This window comes from Xanthomonas sp. SHU 166 (assembly GCF_000364685.1).
GTDB lineage: Bacteria > Pseudomonadota > Gammaproteobacteria > Xanthomonadales > Xanthomonadaceae > Xanthomonas_A > Xanthomonas_A sontii.
In genome coordinates this window covers 1-2,080 of sequence record NZ_AQOJ01000183.1, presented here as the reverse complement: position 1 = coordinate 2,080, position 2,080 = coordinate 1, and the positions used below count along the sequence as shown (strand labels likewise).

Sequence of the window (2,080 nt, the reverse complement as noted above, 5' to 3'; positions counted from 1 at the left end):
GGCTCGATGGCCTGGTCGCCGCGCCGGCCGACCCGGCGCTGCGCCGCCAGGCCGAAGCGGCGCAGGCGCAGGGCCACAGCGTGGTCGGGGTGGCGGTGGATGGCGCGGTGAGCGGCTACATCGCCATCGCCGATCCGCTGCGCGAGGATGCCGCCGAGGCGGTGGCGTTGCTGCAGGCGCGCGGGATCGCGGTGACCATGCTCAGCGGCGACAACCGCCACGCGGCGCAGGCGGTGGCCGCGCGGCTCGGCATCCAGCAGGTGCAGGCCGAGGTGCTGCCGCAGGACAAGGCCGAGCACGTGCGTCGGCTGCAGGCCGTGCCGGGCGCACACGTGGGCATGGTCGGCGACGGCATCAACGATGCCCCGGCGCTGGCCGCGGCCGACGTCAGCTTCGCCATCGGCAGTGGCTCGGACATCGCCATCGAGGCGGCCGACGTGGTGTTGATGCACGGCGACCTGGCCGGCGTCGCCGCCGCCATCGACCTGTCCGCGGCGACGGTGCGCAAGATCCGCCAGAACCTGTTCTTCGCCTTCGTCTTCAACGGCCTGGGCATCCCGCTGGCCGCGTTCGGCCTGCTCAACCCGGTGATCGCCGGCGCGGCGATGGCACTGAGTTCGGTCTCGGTGCTGGGCAACGCGCTGCTGCTGAATCGCTGGCGTGCGCAGTGAGCACGCGTGCGATTTCTTCACTTTGGAGCATGACATGCACCATCTCGATCTCGTCGTCCACGGCATGAGCTGCGGCGGCTGCAGCGCGCGGCTGCAGCGGGTGCTCGACGCCTGCCCGGGCGTGACCGCCAGCACGGTGCTGCTGGAGGGCGGGCGCGTCGGCGTCGACTACGACCCCGCGCGCATCGACGTGGCCGCGCTGGAGCAGGCGATCGCCGACGCCGGCTTCAGCGTGGCCGCCGGCTGAGCGCCGCCCCGGCGCCGTGTCTTCCCGGGTGAACGCCGCCGTGGCGGCCGCTGCCGCGCATGGCCCTGGCGCGCGGCCGGGCGTGTATCGTGGGCGCGGTTTCTCCGCTCCCGCATCGTCATGACCCATCGCGCTTGGGTGGCCGCCGCCATCCAGAAGATCGAAGCCGACTTCAACCGCTCGGCCGACACCCACCTGATCCCGCTGGACCTGCCCGGTTTCCCCGGCATCGACCTGTACTTCAAGGACGAGTCCAGCCATCCCACCGGCAGCCTCAAGCACCGCCTGGCGCGCTCGCTGTTCCTGTACGCGCTGGCCAACGGCTGGCTGCGCGAGGGGCGTCCGGTGATCGAGGCCTCCAGCGGCTCCACCGCGGTCTCCGAGGCGTATTTCGCGCGCCTGTTGGGATTGCCGTTCATCGCGGTGATGCCGGCCACCACCTCGCCGGAGAAGATCGCCGCGATCGAGTTCCAGGGCGGGCGCTGCCACCTGGTCGGGCGCGCCTGCGACCTGCACGCCGATTCGGTGCAACTGGCGCGCGAGACCGGCGGCCACTTCATGGACCAGTTCCTGTACGCCGAGCGCGCCACCGACTGGCGCGCCAACAACAACATCGCCGAGTCGATCTTCCGGCAGATGCAGGAGGAGCCGCATCCGATCCCTGCGTGGATCGTGTGCAGCCCGGGCACCGGCGGCACCGCGGCCACGCTCGGCCGCTACGTGCGCTACCGGCGCCATCCCACCCGCATCCTGTGCGCGGATCCGGAAGTGTCGCTGTTCTTCGACGGCTACCGCGAGGCGCTGGCCGGGCGCGACTATGCCGGCCTGGAAAGCACCGGCGGCTCGCGCATCGAAGGCATCGGCCGGCCGCGGGTGGAGCCGAGCTTCATCCCCAGTTGCGTGGATGCGATGGTCAAGGTGCCCGACGCGCTGAGCCTGGCGGCGATGCGCTACGTCAGCGCGCGCCTGGGCCGGCGCGTGGGCGGCTCCACCGGCACCAACTTCGTCGGCGTGCTGCAGGCGGCCACGCGCATGCGCGAACAGGGCCGCAGCGGCGCCATCGTCACCATCCTGTGCGACAGCGGCGAGCGCTACGGGCACAGCTACTACCGGCCGCAGTGGTACGCCGAGCAGGGCATCGACGTGGAGCAGGCCGATGCGC

3 protein-coding genes are annotated in these 2,080 nt (G+C 72.0%); all 3 read left to right on the top strand.

The features are described 5' to 3' along the window. A partial coding sequence (locus D180_RS06610; RefSeq protein ID WP_017912173.1) for an HAD-IC family P-type ATPase occupies positions 1 to 671 on the top strand: 671 nt, incomplete at its 5' end. 34 nt (positions 672 to 705) lie between these two features. Further along, positions 706 to 918: a heavy metal-associated domain-containing protein gene (locus D180_RS06605; RefSeq protein WP_017912172.1), complete on the top strand. Its 213-nt coding sequence runs from the start codon at positions 706 to 708 to the stop codon at positions 916 to 918. A 120-nt stretch (positions 919 to 1,038) separates the two neighbouring features. After that, on the top strand, positions 1,039 to 2,080 hold a 1,042-nt coding region (locus tag D180_RS06600; protein WP_017912171.1), incomplete at its 3' end, for a PLP-dependent cysteine synthase family protein.

Coding starts and splice junctions, on each gene's coding strand:
- D180_RS06605 (WP_017912172.1), top strand. CDS start 706: ATGCACCATCTCGATCTCGTCGTCCACGGCATGAGCTGCGGCGGCTGC.